The organism is Xanthomarina spongicola (assembly GCF_003148645.1).
GTDB classification, from domain to species: domain Bacteria; phylum Bacteroidota; class Bacteroidia; order Flavobacteriales; family Flavobacteriaceae; genus Xanthomarina; species Xanthomarina spongicola.
On record NZ_QGGP01000001.1, the window covers coordinates 401,187 to 414,762 of the forward strand.

The following is a 13,576-nucleotide window of genomic DNA, read 5'->3' on the forward strand; positions in this document are numbered from 1 at the left end:
TTTATACTTTGTATTCTTTTACAGCATCTATAAATGCTTTGGCATTATCTAAAGGAATGTTTGGCAAAATACCATGACCTAAATTTACGATATATTTATCTTTTCCGAAATCGTTAATCATTTGATGTACCATTTTCTTAATTTCAGAAGGAGGAGAAAATAATCTTGTAGGATCAAAATTCCCTTGTAACGTGATGTTTCCACCAGTTAGATAACGAGCATTTTGAGCCGAACAGGTCCAATCAACACCTAATGCAGAAGCACCAGATTTCGCCATTTCTCCAAGAGCAAACCAACACCCTTTTCCAAAAGCAATTACAGGAGTTTCATCTTTTAAAGCATCAATAATTTGTTGGATATATTGCCAAGAAAACTCTTGATAATCTACAGGAGATAACATGCCTCCCCAAGAATCGAAAACCTGAACAGCATTACAACCAGCTTTTACTTTTTCTTTTAAATAAGCGATGGTTGTATCTGTTATTTTTTGAAGTAACTGATGTGCAGCTATTGGGTTTGTAAAACAAAACTCTTTGGCTTTGTCGAAATTTTTACTGCCTTGACCTTGTACGCAATAGCATAGAATAGTCCATGGTGAACCTGCAAAACCAATAAGTGGAATTTCGTTGTTTAGTTTTTCTTTAGTTGCTTTTATAGCTTGATATACATAATCTAATTCTATAGTAACATCTGGTACTACAACATTATCTACATCTTTTTGATTGCGAATAGGATTTGGCAAATAAGGCCCGAAATTTGGTTTCATTTGCACTTCTATATTCATTGCCTGAGGAATTACTAAAATGTCGCTAAACAATATAGCTGCATCCATTCCGTATCTTCTAATTGGTTGAACTGTAATTTCACTAGCTAATTCAGGTGTCTGACAACGAGTAAAGAAATCGTATTTTTCTTTGATAGCCATAAATTCTGGCAAGTAACGTCCAGCTTGACGCATCATCCAAACTGGTGGACGATCTACCGTTTCTCCTTTTAAAGCTCTTAAAAATAAATCGTTTTTAATCATAATTTTTATTATTCTTCTTTCTCCTAAGGAGAAAAAACAGGAATTTGTTTAATCTAACTACTTAAAAATTGAGATGCTTAGACAAGCTAAGCATGACAATGGTTTATATATAATGTTCGTTCACTAACTCTATAACGCTTTCAACCGTTGGGACCTTTGCAACTCTAACATCTTTAAAATGTTTTTTTGCTTCTAAGGCTGTTGTTTCTCCAATACAAAAAGCAATACCAATTCCATGGTTCTTCTTAATAAAGCTTTGTACTGTTGAAGGACTGTAAAACATAATACCTTCAATATTTTTATCTATTTCAAAGGCATCATACTTGGTTTGATAGGCTTCAATTTCGTTGACTTTTATTTTGTTTTCATTTAAAATAATAGGAATATAATCTAATCTTAAATCGCTACAAAAATAAGTAACTTCTGTACCATCTATATATTCAACTAAATAGTTAGCTAAATCTTTAGCATTATTTTCTGAATGGGTTACTTTACCAATTCGTTTTTCGACCATACGTTTGGTTCTACGACCAACACAATAAATGTTTTCGAATTGTATTTCTTCTGCAGGACAATTGGTTAAAATTGCTTCTACGGCATTTTTACTAGTAATAATAGCGTTCTTTATTGGTGCTTTTAAAACAGCTAGCGAAATTCTATTTAAACTTATTTTTACAGCATCATTACTTGTTGCAGAAATTCCATCGTTAAATAATTGTGTTTGCCCTTCTGTTAAAGATTTTGTAGAGTAAATATTGGTTTTTTTATTTTGGTTTTTAATACTATCCATTAAGGTTTTTCCACCTCTTTCAATAATGTAATTAGAACAGAATTGCGCAATATTATGATGTCCACCAAGCTTTTCAGTTTTAGTTACTTCAATTTTCTTAGAACCATCTGGACTTAATAAAACACCTTTAAAAACAACTTCTTCGTTTTTATTAATATAGGCCAAAGCACCAATTGGTGCAGAACATCCACCTTCAAGTAAATTTAAAAACTTACGTTCTATGGTAGTACAGATTTCGGTTTCTTCATCATTAATTTCGGCACAAATGGCTCTTATATCTTCATCTTCTTTTAAAGCAGTAACCATGATGGCGCCTTGTGCTGGAGCAGGAATCATCCAATCTAAATTTATAGATTCTTCGGGTCTAATATCTAACCTACCTAATCCTGCAGCAGCAAAAATGGCTCCATTCCAATTCTTATTATCTTCTAGTTTTTGCAATCTTAAATTAACATTACCTCTTAAACCTACTACTGTATGAGTTGGATACCTGTTTAACCATTGCGCACGACGACGAAGACTTCCAGTTGCAATTATAGCCTCTTTATGCGATAAAAATTCTTCATTATTTTTAAAAACCAGCGTGTCTTTAATATTCCCACGTTTTATTACTGCAGCTTGTACAATACCAATAGGTAAAATTGTAGGGACATCTTTTAAAGAATGAACAGCGATATCAATATCGTTGTTTAGCATAGCAATATCCAGAGTTTTTGTAAAAGCACCTGTTATACCAAGTTCATGTAAGGGTCTGTCTAAAACTAAATCGCCAGTAGATTTTACTGGAACGAGCTCTGTTTTATGACCTAATTTTTCTAATATATTTTGTACTGTTTTGGCTTGCCATAGTGCTAATTGACTATCTCGAGTACCAATTCTAATTGTTTTAGACATGTTTTATAGTTTCATCTGAAAGATGATTTTTATTAAGATAACAAAGGTAACAACTTTTAAAGATTCTAACTTCAACGCCATGATTATATAGTTGCAGTTGCATCTAACTGAAATACCTTCTTAATTAATTCAAGGCTTTCGTCTGTAGGAATTGCATCATCTTTTAAATGATGCGCAAAATGATTGGTTATTTTTTGTATGATATTATTGCTGATTAATTCTGCTTGTTCTTCGTTAAAACCAGAAAGTTTTTTACGTTGTGTGTCTAATTCAGCTATTTTGAAATCGTTTAATTTTAATTTTAAAGCTTTAATGGTTGGAGCAAATTTTCTGGTTTCTAACCAAGAATTAAACTCAGCTTCAACTTCTTGTATAATTTGTTTAGCAAGAGGAATTTGTGCTTTACGTTTTTCTAAAGTGTCGTCTGTAATTTGAGATAAATCGTCTAAATGAATTAAACTTACTTGCTCTAAATCTGTGACATTTAGATGCACATTTCTTGGAATGGATAAGTCTAATATCAATAAAGGTTTTTTAGATTGAATCAAGTGTTTGTCAACCGTTGGATTTTGAGCTCCAGTGGCAACTATTAAAACATCTGTCTGATTGATTTCTTCTTGTAAATTAGCATAATCTTTAACTAATAAATTGAACTTTCCAGCTACTTCTTCGGCTTTGTTTTTTGTTCTATTAATTAAAGTTATATGTTTGTTTTTGGTGTGCTTTACTAAGTTTTCGCAGGTATTCCTTCCAATTTTTCCAGTCCCAAAAAGCAAGATGTTTTTATCTGTTACATTCTCTATATTACTCATAATATATTGAACCGAAGCAAATGATACCGAAGTAGCTCCAGAAGAAATATTTGTTTCTGTTTTTATGCGTTTACTAGCTTGAATAACAGCATTAATTAAACGCTCCATAAAGGCATTTAATAAGTTTTCTTTTTTCGAGTTTCTAGTACTTGTTTTAAGTTGACTAATTATTTCGAAATCGCCAAGAATTTGACTATCCAATCCAGAACCAACTTTAAACATATGCGAAACAGCCTCTTTGCCTTTATAGATATAAGCTACATTTTGAAACTCATCAACTGTTCCTTTTGTGTTTTCACATAATAATTTAATAAGTTGATAAGGATGTTCTGCAAAACCATAAATTTCGGTTCTGTTGCAAGTAGACGTTACAATTAAACTTTCAAGACCAGCTTCTTTAGCTTGTTGTAATAAATTAGCTTTGGCTTGTTCGTCTAAACTAAAATGACCTCTAATTTCGGCATCAGCTTTTTTATAACTTAAACCAATGGCGTAGAAGTATGTTGTTTTGGATGTGTTCATATATTCCATACCTGACTTGGGAATTATGAAGCAAATGTAAATTTATGTTTAGATAAAAAGTAACGCTCAAAGAACATTTAGTATCGCTACTCGATTTTTAACTTTATTTTTTAAGATAATATGATAAATGTCATATTTTTGCCCTTATATCAATACTTTTAAACGATTTAGTTTAGAATGAATCTAAATAAATAAAAATGAATCCAAGTTTTAATGTAGATAAAAATATCGCTAAAGGTGCTTTTGATGAAGTAGAAATAGACAAAGATTTTTTTGTTTTAACTTATCAAAATGAAAGTGGTGTTTTAGAAACTCTTGAGCGCGAGATAGATAGTAGTTTTATTCAATTTCATTATTGCGTAAAAGGTTCTAGTAAATTTATTTTTAATGATGGACGTTATGCCTTGGATATACAAGATGAGAATTCGCTATTGCTTTATAATCCACAACGCGATTTGCCTATACATTTAGTTGTAAATCCAAATTCTTGGTTGGTTTCGGTATTGATTTCAATAAAAAAGTTTCACAGTTTATTTTCTCAAGAAGCAGATTATATCACGTTTTTAAGTGATGACAATAAGGATAAGAAATATTATAAAGACGGAAAAATATCGCCATCTATGGCAATTGTTTTAAATCAGTTGATAAATTTCAATTTAAACACGTCCATTAAAAACTTATATTTTAAAGGAAAAGCCTACGAACTATTGAGTTTATATTTTAATAGAAGTGAAGATGCTAACGTTGAACAATGCCCTTTTTTAGTAGATGAAACCAATGTAATAAAAATTAGAAAAGCTAAAGAAATTATTATTTCTAGAATGGCAGAACCTCCATCACTTCAGGAGTTAGCAGATGAAATTCAAATAAGTTTAAAAAAATTAAAAGAAGGTTTTAAAGAAATTTATGGCGATTCTGTTTTTAGCTTTTTATTCGATTATAAAATGGAATTTGCTAGAAAGCTCTTAGAATCTGGTGGTTATAATGTAAACGAAGTTGGATTAAAAGTTGGTTATAGTACATCCAGCCATTTTATTTCTGCCTTTAAAAAGAAATATGGAACAACTCCAAAAAAATATATAATGTCGGTATCTTCGCAGGCGTAATTTTTTAGTTAGTAAATTAAGAAATCCACTTTAGTGGAACATGTATATGAAAGGAATATTATTTGTAAATCTTGGTTCTCCAGAAAGCCCTAATCCAAAAGATGTAAAAAAATATTTGGGAGAGTTTTTAATGGACGAACGTGTTATTGATGTCCCACTTTGGGCAAGAACACTTCTTGTAAAAGGAATTATTTTAAACACAAGACCAAAAGCTTCTGCTGCTGCCTATCAAAAAATATGGTGGGAAGAAGGTTCTCCATTAATTGTAATTTCTGAAAGATTACAGAAGAAGGTTCAAAAGAGAATTATGTATCCTGTAGCTTTAGCTATGCGTTATGGAAGTATGACCATAAAAAAAGGATTGCAAGAATTAGTTGATAAAGGTGTAGATGAGGTATTACTTATTCCTTTATATCCACAGTTTGCCATGGCAACAACCGAAACTATTTTAGTATTAACCGAAGAAATAAGGAAAGCTGATTTTCCAAATTTGAAAATTACAGATCTTCCTGCTTTTTATAACAATAAAGAATATATTGAGGTGCTTTCTGAAAGCATTTCGAAACATTTAGAAGGAAAAACACCAGAACACTTATTATTTTCTTATCATGGTGTTCCAGAACGACATATTTTTAAAAGCGATGTTACTAATTCTCATTGTAAAATAGATAAAAGTTGTTGTACAAAACCCTCAAGTGCTCATGAGTTTTGTTACAGACATCAATGTCTAGAAGTTACTAGACTAGTTGCAAAAAAATTAAACTTAAAACCAAATACATTTTCAACTAGTTTTCAATCTAGATTAGGATTTGATCCATGGTTGCAGCCATATACAGATAGAACTATTGAACGTTTAGGCAAACAAGGCATAAAAAATATGGCTATTGTTACTCCAGCTTTTGTTAGCGATTGCTTAGAAACTCTTGAAGAAATAGCCATGGAAGGACAAGAGATATTTCATGAAATTGGAGGTGAAGAATTTACAACCGTTCCTTGTTTAAACGATGATGATCCATGGATAGATTTACTTACTAAATGGATATTAAATTGGGCAGAACCTGAAAACCTACCAGTTTAATGGCTAAAGTATCTTCACAAGATTTAGGCACACAACCCATTGGAAAACTACTTGTAAAACAAGCCGTTCCAGCTTCTATAGGTATTTTAGTGATGTCGTTAAATATTCTTGTGGATACCATTTTTGTTGGAAATTGGATTGGATCTACAGCTATAGCTGCTATAAATGTGGTATTACCTGTTTCCTTTTTTATTGCTGCATTAGGAATGTCTATTGGTATTGGAGGTTCTTCTATTATTTCTAGAGCTCTTGGTGGAGACAAACCCGAAAAAGCATTAAAAACCTTTGGTAATCAAATAACCTTAACGCTTTTGTTTACGGTTACTCTAGTTGTTTTTGGACTGTATTATGTAGATTCAATTATCCCAGCATTTGGAGGAAAAGGAGCCATTTTCGAACCTGCAAAAATATATTATACAATTGTACTTTATGGTGTGCCTTTTCTAGCCTTGTGCATGATGGGAAATACCGTAATTAGAGCCGAAGGCAAACCAAAATTCGCCATGTATGCTATGATGATTCCTTCGGTTGGGAACTTAATTCTCGATTACTTATTTATCAATGTATTAGACTTTGGTATGGAAGGTGCAGCTTGGGCTACTACAGCTTCCTATTTGTTATGCTTTGCATTTATTTTCTGGTATTTCCTTTCAAAAAATTCAGAATTAAAAATTAAGTTTTCACATTTTGGTCTTCAAAAAAGTATAGTTAAAGAAATTGGTTCTTTAGGATTTGTAACACTTGCAAGACAAGCTGTTGTTAGTATTACCTATCTGTTTATGAACAATATTCTCTACGATTTAGGTGGAGAATCTTCAGTAACTGCTTATGCTATTGTTGGAAGAATGCTCATGTTTGCCTTATTTCCAGTGTTTGGTATTACACAAGGGTTTTTGCCAATAGCTGGTTTTAACTATGGAGCTGCTAAATATTCAAGAGTTAGAGAATCTATTAATACTGCTATAAAATATGCTGTATTTTTAGCAACGGTTATATTCATACTTCTTATGATTTTTCCTGAAGCAATAACAAGGCTATTTACTAATGATGCTGAGGTGATTAAAGAAACACCAAGTGCTATGAGATGGGTTTTTGCAGCTACGCCAATTATTGCTATTCAACTTATTGGAGCAGCTTATTTTCAAGCTATTGGCAAAGCCATTCCAGCTCTTTTATTAACATTAACCAGACAAGGCTTTTTCTTTATTCCTTTAATTTTAATTCTGCCTATGTTTTATGGCGAATTAGGTGTTTGGATGTCCTTTCCAATTTCAGATATATTAGCAACTATAGTCACAGCATATTATTTAAATAAGGAAGTAAAATCTACCTTATTAAATAAACTAGTTGAAAAAGAATAATTACATTTAAACAGTGGAATACTATAACTACATAAAATCGCTTCATCTTATTTTTGTCATAACATGGTTTGCAGGCTTGTTCTACATTCCAAGATTATTTGTTTATCAAATTGAAGCTTTCCATAAACCATCACCAGAAAAAGAAATACTTGGAAAGCAACTAAAACTTATGGCAAAAAGACTGTGGCATATTATTACCTGGCCTTCAGCAATATTAGCGACCATTTTTGCAGTTTGGTTGTTAATTTTACAACCACAATGGTTACAACAACCTTGGATGCTTGTAAAATTAGGGTTTGTTTTGCTTTTATTCATCTATCATTTTATAACACATATTTATTATAAGCAATTGCAAAAAGACGATGTTAGAAAATCTTCTAATTACATGAGACTATGGAACGAAGGAGCCACATTTATTCTATTTGCAGTCATCTTTTTAGTTATTTTAAAAAGTGCCATAAACTGGGTATTTGGCGTTGTTGGAATTTTTGTTTTAGGCATTTTACTAATGTTGGGTTTTAAACTTTATAAAAACATACGTTCTAAAAATCCAGATGTATAATTCTAAACTGAAAACATCAAATTTCAAACATTAAATACTATAACTTAATCCTTAGATTTTAAAAAATGATTTTTTGAGAACAGCTCGAAGGGTATTTGGAGCGATTATTGTTATATTTATCGAAGCACAAATTTAACTATGTACTTAGGAAAACTTTCTTTACGTCTTCGCATATTTATAGCCATGATTCTTTTGGTTTTATTAGCATCCATACTAATTGCAGCAGTTACTATATATCAATATAATGAAGAAGCTAAAGACTATCATCGAGAAAGGTTAGAACGTAAAGAAGAAAATATTAAGGAGAGTATAGAATATGCCATTAAGAAGACAACATATCCAGTTACTACCGAAAATATGGCTCTTATTTTTAAAGATGAAATTTACGAAATTGCAGCCATCCATAAACTTCAGATTAATCTTTACGATTTAGATGGTGGCCTTATAAAATCTTCCAGAGCAACTTTTGAAACCGACTCGCTTACAAAATGCTTAAGTGCTGAAGTTTTAAATACGTTATCCAATACAGTGGAACATAGATATGTTAATAAAACAGAAGAAAATGGTGAAACATTCCTTTCATCTTACACATATATCACAGATCAAAAATTTAAACCCTTAGCTATTTTAAATTTACCTTATTTAGAGAATGATGATTTTTTAAATAAAGAACTCAACGAATTTTTAGAGCGTTTAAGTTATGCCTATTTTTTAATGCTAATTATTGCCATTGTTTTAGCATATTTTCTTTCAAAGTATATTACAAAATCGCTTAAAACCATAAGTGATAAAATGAATGAAACCAGACTTGAAAAGCGCAATAAGAAAATAGAAATTGAGTCTACAAGTGAAGAAATTGCAGCATTGGTTAATTCTTATAATCGCATGATTGATGAATTAGAAGAAAGTGCAGTTAAATTAGCCACCAGCGAACGTGAACAAGCTTGGAGGGAAATGGCAAAACAAGTTGCACACGAAATAAAGAATCCGTTAACTCCAATGCGTTTAAGTGTACAGAGTTTTCAACGAAAATTCGATCCAAACGACGAAAATATTTATCAAAAAGTAGATGAATATTCAAAAACACTTATTCAACAAATAGACACCATGAGTTCTATAGCTTCGGCATTTTCTAATTTTGCTAAAATGCCAGCACAACAAAACGAAATGTTGAATGTGGTTGAAATTACACGTTTAGCATTAGATATTTTTAGTGAAGATTATATAGAATTTCAAAGCGAAAAAGAAAAAATTATGGCTAAGTTAGATAGAACTCAGCTAATAAGAGTTATCACTAATTTAGTAAAAAATGGCATTCAAGCCATTCCAGACGAAAAAGTAGACAAAAAGATTATTGTAAAAGTTTTTGAAGAATATAACACAATAAATATCAGTATTTCAGATAATGGAATTGGTGTTTTAGATGAAAATGCTTCAAAAATATTCGAACCCAAATTCACCACAAAATCAAGTGGAATGGGACTTGGTCTTGCTATGGTAAAAAACATTGTGGAAACTTATAATGGAAGTATTACCTTTATAACCCAAAAAAATATAGGCACTACTTTTAAAGTGTCATTCCCTAAAGAATAATCTAAAAAGATATTAAATGAAACATCTATTATTAATATTATTTACGACATTCAATCTAAGCTTATTTGCGCAAACAGAGAAGCCAGTTGGTACATATGAAAAAGTTTTTAATGCCAATAATGGAGATGTCATGACTTGGACCATAACATTAAATCCAGATGGGACTTTTTTGTATCGTTTTTATAGAAATTTTCAAAATGGTATTCCACCAGAAGAAAATTTTTACAGCAAGGGAAGGTGGAGATCTCAAAAACATTTAGTCTTTTTTTCTACTACCGAAAATGATTTAGACGACACGCATACCATGAATTTTACCAATACCAGAGCAAGAATAAATAGTAAATCTCCAAGAGATAAATCAGATAGAATTATTAAAACTTCAATTGTTTTTTACGATTCTGAAATTTCAGAAGTAAAAGGACTAGAACTTTTTAAGGAGACTAATTAAAATAAAACAATTTACAATGACTTACGAAACTATCATAGCAGATTTCCAAAACGGAATTACAACCATAACTATTAACAGACCAAGTAAACTTAATGCATTAAATAAGTCAACCATTCAAGAATTACATGATGCTTTAGATGCAGCAAATAAAGATGTCAATACCAAAGTGATTATTGTAACAGGAAGTGGCGAAAAAGCTTTTGTTGCTGGAGCAGATATTAGCGAGTTTGCACACTTTGATGTTGCAAATGGTGGAAAGTTAGCAGCTAAAGGGCAAGAATTACTATTCGATTTTGTTGAAAATTTATCAACTCCAGTAATTGCAGCCGTTAATGGTTTTGCACTTGGTGGAGGTTTGGAATTAGCTATGGCTTGTCATTTTAGAGTAGCTAGCGATAATGCTAAAATGGGACTTCCAGAAACATCTTTAGGTGTTATTCCTGGTTATGGTGGTACACAACGTTTACCACAATTGGTTGGGAAAGGTCGTGCTATGGAAATGGTTATGACAGCTGGAATGATTGACACTAACCAAGCACTTGCTTATGGATTGGTAAACCATGTAACTACCCAAGAAGAACTGTTACCACTTGCTGAAAAAATTGCCAGTAAAATTATGCGAAATTCCTCAGTTGCCATTAAAGGCGCAATTAAAGCTGTGAATGCAAATTTTAAAGATGGCGTAGATGGTTATCAAGTAGAAATTGAGGAATTTGGAAAGTGTTTTGGAACTGAAGATTTTACCGAAGGCACCACTGCTTTTCTAGAAAAACGTAAAGCTGATTTTCCTGGGAAATAAAAGATTATTTTACAGATTTAATTAGAATTTCATTTACGTGTTTGTGTACGATTTGTGGCGTGTTTAAGTACCTAATTTAGCTAATAAAAACCGAATAGAAAATCCGTGAGGATTTTCGTAAGTAGGCTAGAACTAGCAATTAATTTTATACGGTGTTAGCTGCTGGAATTTTGTATTTTAATGAAGACTAATGACTCTCGTCACAGTCCAATTTTCATCCGTTTTTTTCCAAATCATAACGAATCTACTTGCTTGTGTTTTATTTTCTGGTGTTTCTTTGTTATTAAAAGTATGATAACCCATAATAACAGCTCCATAATCCTTTATAGGGTAAACCTCTAAACTACCATCAATTAAGGTTCTTGAAACTTTATTGCAAATATTGTTTTCCAGTGCAGTTAGAACTTGTTTTTTTGAGGTAGATAGGCCTCCTTCATCGTGAAAAAATTCCAAATCTTCCGAATAAAGAGCGGTTTGCACATCCATATCACAGGAATTATAAGCATCAAATAATTTTTTATCCAACGATACAATAGTTTCATACAATTCTTGATTGGCAGGCACATAAGTTCTTCCTAAAATATCTTCATATGTTTCTTGTGAATAGGATAATGAGGCTTGTAATAGAATAATTGAAATAAAAAGCAATCTTATTTTTTGAAAAATCATATCATTTTTAATTTAGGTTAATCGTTTCTTATTCTTGCAGCTAACGGTCTGATATGAAATCGTTTTAATGTTTTATATCAGCTGTACCTGCCTGACGGCAGGCAGGAACGAAGTTCGTCTTTTTTTTGCACAAAGTCAAGATTAAGAGATTTTGTTAATTGCCAAATTCAAGTTGTCGGTTATATTCTTTGTCATCAAAATAACCTTTAGATTCTTGGATTAATCCATCTTCACTTAAAGTCCATTCTTCAAAACCACTAATTTGTACTTTATTACCTGTTCCATTAGGTCCAGTGTTTGTTCCAATTAAAGTCCAATGGAATTCTGTGCTATTTGATTTTGGGACAAGGCTATCAAAACGTACAATCATATCTGGAAAAGCAGTCATAAATCCTTGTGCAACGTTTGATATAGCATCTCTGCCAATGGCAGGATCTCCATCATTTACTTGCAATGAGCCATCTTCTTCAAAGAACATAGAAACAAATTCCGGTCGCACACCACTCCACACTTGCGCGTAGCTTTTAGCAAAAATCTCCATATCGAATTTTCTCAACTCTTCTGGTAAGCGTGTATTTGTGAATGAGATGTTAATAAACTTCCATTTACCATCTTCCTTGATTAGGGTAAAATTGTCGATGTTATTTGTCCGTGGAACACCAAAACTATGTAAGGTAGCATCAGCCCAAACAAAAGCAATTTGCCCTTTATTTATAAGGATTTTGTATTCATTTACTGGCTCATAAAAGGGCTTCCGTTCACGATTTTTTTGTGACTCAAAATATTCACTAATTGTGATGACGGAATTTTTCGAAGCTCCATCTCGAATTATGGCACTTGCCAAGTTTGCCTTGTTTGAAACTATGGAATCCAAAGCCTGCCAATTAGAATTGCCTACATTAAATAATAGTTTTTCTACAAGGGCTTTTAATTCTTCTTCCTCTGGATTTGGAGTTTTTTCTTTTTGTTCTGTAAGAACTTCTTCAATGACATCTGGTTTGTCTTGTTTTGATTGACAACTAATAATAAAGATGGAAAAAACGAAGATGAAAACGCTTGGAATTTTTAATGGATTAGTCATAATGAGTACGTTTTATGGTTACAAATTATTGTTTTGAATCGCTATTTTCATTTTAGGTAGAGAGGAACTAAGATATCATTTATTTCTAACTAAATTAATTAAGCAAAACTATAAAGATTCTTCGGTCGTCCTTTGGGACTCTCTCTGAATGACATAGAAACTATTTTTCACCTTCCCATTCAGCATAAAACTGCTCAAGATATTTCACCATAAATTCATGGCGTTTTTCAGCCATTTGTTTCCCTGTTTTGGTATTCATTAGGTCTTTTAGCAATAATAATTTTTCGTAAAAATGATTGATGGTAGGAGCTGCTGAGGCTTTATATGCTTCTTTGCTCATGTTGAGGTCAGGAAGAATATCTGGATTATAAATTGCTCTGTTTTTAAAGCCTCCATAATTAAAGGTTCTGGCAATACCAATGGCTCCAAGTGCATCTAATCTGTCTGCATCCTGGATAACATCCAATTCAGGAGATTTAAATGTTTTTGAAGAATCTAAAGTAGAGTTATAAGATATGTTTTCAATAATGTTGATGACATGCTCAATAACATCTTTTTCAACTTGAATGCTATTTAAAAAATCACGAGCTAATTTAGGCCCAACTGTTTCATCTCCATGATGGAATTTACTGTCTGCAATATCATGCAATAAAGCTCCAAGTTTTACCACAAAGGCGTCCACTACTTCTTTTTCAGAGATGAGAGAGCAATTATTAAAAACTCTTAGAATATGAAACCAGTCGTGACCTCCTTCAGCATTTTTAAGGGTTTCTTTTACAAAAACTTTGGTTTTTTCTATCTGTACTTCCTGAGTCACTAAATTAGGATTCTATT

13 protein-coding genes are annotated in these 13,576 nt (G+C 31.9%); 7 read left to right on the top strand and 6 right to left on the bottom strand.

The window, feature by feature from the left end:
• Position 1: 1 nt before the first annotated feature.
• The 3 genes from hemE to hemA form a co-directional block, all read right to left on the bottom strand.
• Positions 2-1,027 (bottom strand): uroporphyrinogen decarboxylase, encoded by a 1,026-nt coding sequence (gene hemE, locus LX78_RS01760; RefSeq protein WP_109680917.1) that lies wholly within the window; start codon positions 1,025-1,027, stop codon positions 2-4.
• 103 nt (positions 1,028-1,130) lie between these two features.
• The gene (gene hemC / locus LX78_RS01765) at positions 1,131-2,711 is read right to left on the bottom strand and encodes a hydroxymethylbilane synthase (RefSeq protein ID WP_109680918.1); all 1,581 of its coding nucleotides are present in this window, start codon (positions 2,709-2,711) and stop codon (positions 1,131-1,133) included.
• An 83-nt stretch (positions 2,712-2,794) separates the two neighbouring features.
• Positions 2,795-4,054: a glutamyl-tRNA reductase gene (gene hemA / locus LX78_RS01770; RefSeq protein ID WP_109680919.1), complete on the bottom strand. Its 1,260-nt coding sequence runs from the start codon at positions 4,052-4,054 to the stop codon at positions 2,795-2,797.
• A 188-nt stretch (positions 4,055-4,242) separates the two neighbouring features.
• On the opposite strand from hemA, the gene LX78_RS01775 reads away from it, so the two are divergent.
• From LX78_RS01775 to LX78_RS01805, 7 genes are all read left to right on the top strand, one after another.
• Positions 4,243-5,151 (top strand): helix-turn-helix transcriptional regulator, encoded by a 909-nt coding sequence (locus tag LX78_RS01775; RefSeq protein WP_109680920.1) that lies wholly within the window; start codon positions 4,243-4,245, stop codon positions 5,149-5,151.
• Between the two features lie 46 nt (positions 5,152-5,197).
• A complete protein-coding gene (gene hemH / locus LX78_RS01780) occupies positions 5,198-6,229 on the top strand; it encodes a ferrochelatase (RefSeq protein WP_109681350.1) in 1,032 nt (343 codons plus the stop codon).
• The gene (locus tag LX78_RS01785; RefSeq protein WP_109680921.1) at positions 6,229-7,590 is read left to right on the top strand and encodes an MATE family efflux transporter; all 1,362 of its coding nucleotides are present in this window, start codon (positions 6,229-6,231) and stop codon (positions 7,588-7,590) included. The genes hemH and LX78_RS01785 overlap by 1 nt, the downstream gene beginning before the upstream one ends.
• 13 nt (positions 7,591-7,603) lie before the next feature.
• A complete protein-coding gene (locus tag LX78_RS01790; protein ID WP_109680922.1) occupies positions 7,604-8,152 on the top strand; it encodes a CopD family protein in 549 nt (182 codons plus the stop codon).
• 138 nt (positions 8,153-8,290) lie between these two features.
• Positions 8,291-9,745 (top strand): sensor histidine kinase, encoded by a 1,455-nt coding sequence (locus tag LX78_RS01795; protein ID WP_109680923.1) that lies wholly within the window; start codon positions 8,291-8,293, stop codon positions 9,743-9,745.
• A gap of 16 nt (positions 9,746-9,761) precedes the next feature.
• Entirely contained in the window at positions 9,762-10,193 is a 432-nt protein-coding gene (locus LX78_RS01800; RefSeq protein ID WP_109680924.1) for a hypothetical protein, read from the top strand.
• A 16-nt stretch (positions 10,194-10,209) separates the two neighbouring features.
• The gene (locus LX78_RS01805; protein ID WP_109680925.1) at positions 10,210-10,992 is read left to right on the top strand and encodes an enoyl-CoA hydratase/isomerase family protein; all 783 of its coding nucleotides are present in this window, start codon (positions 10,210-10,212) and stop codon (positions 10,990-10,992) included.
• 177 nt (positions 10,993-11,169) lie between these two features.
• On the opposite strand, the gene LX78_RS01810 is transcribed toward LX78_RS01805, so the two are convergent.
• The 3 genes from LX78_RS01810 to LX78_RS01820 all read right to left on the bottom strand — a co-directional run bounded on the left by LX78_RS01810 (position 11,170) and on the right by LX78_RS01820 (position 13,559).
• The gene (locus LX78_RS01810) at positions 11,170-11,661 is read right to left on the bottom strand and encodes a nuclear transport factor 2 family protein (protein ID WP_109309302.1); all 492 of its coding nucleotides are present in this window, start codon (positions 11,659-11,661) and stop codon (positions 11,170-11,172) included.
• Positions 11,662-11,815: 154 nt separating this feature from the next.
• A complete protein-coding gene (locus LX78_RS01815) occupies positions 11,816-12,742 on the bottom strand; it encodes an ester cyclase (protein WP_109680926.1) in 927 nt (308 codons plus the stop codon).
• A 160-nt stretch (positions 12,743-12,902) separates the two neighbouring features.
• The gene (locus tag LX78_RS01820; RefSeq protein ID WP_109680927.1) at positions 12,903-13,559 is read right to left on the bottom strand and encodes an HD domain-containing protein; all 657 of its coding nucleotides are present in this window, start codon (positions 13,557-13,559) and stop codon (positions 12,903-12,905) included.
• Positions 13,560-13,576: the final 17 nt, after the last annotated feature.

Bases quoted from the DNA above. Each gene is read 5' to 3' on its own strand.
- hemE (WP_109680917.1), bottom strand. From the start codon at position 1,027: ATGATTAAAAACGATTTATTTTTAAGAGCTTTAAAAGGAGAAACGGTA.
- hemC (WP_109680918.1), bottom strand. From the start codon at position 2,711: ATGTCTAAAACAATTAGAATTGGTACTCGAGATAGTCAATTAGCACTA.
- hemA (WP_109680919.1), bottom strand. From the start codon at position 4,054: ATGGAATATATGAACACATCCAAAACAACATACTTCTACGCCATTGGT.
- LX78_RS01775 (WP_109680920.1), top strand. From the start codon at position 4,243: ATGAATCCAAGTTTTAATGTAGATAAAAATATCGCTAAAGGTGCTTTT.
- hemH (WP_109681350.1), top strand. From the start codon at position 5,198: ATGAAAGGAATATTATTTGTAAATCTTGGTTCTCCAGAAAGCCCTAAT.
- LX78_RS01785 (WP_109680921.1), top strand. From the start codon at position 6,229: ATGGCTAAAGTATCTTCACAAGATTTAGGCACACAACCCATTGGAAAA.
- LX78_RS01795 (WP_109680923.1), top strand. From the start codon at position 8,291: ATGTACTTAGGAAAACTTTCTTTACGTCTTCGCATATTTATAGCCATG.
- LX78_RS01800 (WP_109680924.1), top strand. From the start codon at position 9,762: ATGAAACATCTATTATTAATATTATTTACGACATTCAATCTAAGCTTA.
- LX78_RS01805 (WP_109680925.1), top strand. From the start codon at position 10,210: ATGACTTACGAAACTATCATAGCAGATTTCCAAAACGGAATTACAACC.
- LX78_RS01810 (WP_109309302.1), bottom strand. From the start codon at position 11,661: ATGATTTTTCAAAAAATAAGATTGCTTTTTATTTCAATTATTCTATTA.
- LX78_RS01815 (WP_109680926.1), bottom strand. From the start codon at position 12,742: ATGACTAATCCATTAAAAATTCCAAGCGTTTTCATCTTCGTTTTTTCC.